At 72.8% G+C, this 257-nt stretch carries 1 pseudogene; it reads right to left on the minus strand.

Annotated elements, in window-relative coordinates:
• Positions 1–257, minus strand: a pseudogene (locus R0J92_RS24475) (ribonucleoside-diphosphate reductase, adenosylcobalamin-dependent); the annotation flags it as partial.

The raw sequence follows: 257 nt of genomic DNA on the forward strand, positions 1-257 counted from the left end.
GGAGACGTTCTCCGCCACCAGCGAGATCGTGCCCGTCGGCGCGATCGAGGTGACGAGCCCGTTGCGCAGGCCGTGCCGGGCGACGGCCTCGCGCACATCCGCGTCCAGGGCGGCTACCGTCTCGCCGGCGAGGTAGGAGTCTGCGTCGAACAGCGGGAAGGAACCCTGCTCCGCCGCGAGTTCGGCGGAGGCGAGATAGGCTGCGCGCTGCACGCGGGCCAGCCAGCGTTCGGCCAGGGCGATCGAGTCCGCGCTGC

This window comes from Tritonibacter sp. SIMBA_163, assembly GCF_046535935.1.
In the GTDB taxonomy this organism is placed as follows: Bacteria; Pseudomonadota; Alphaproteobacteria; order Rhodobacterales; family Rhodobacteraceae; genus Epibacterium; species Epibacterium scottomollicae.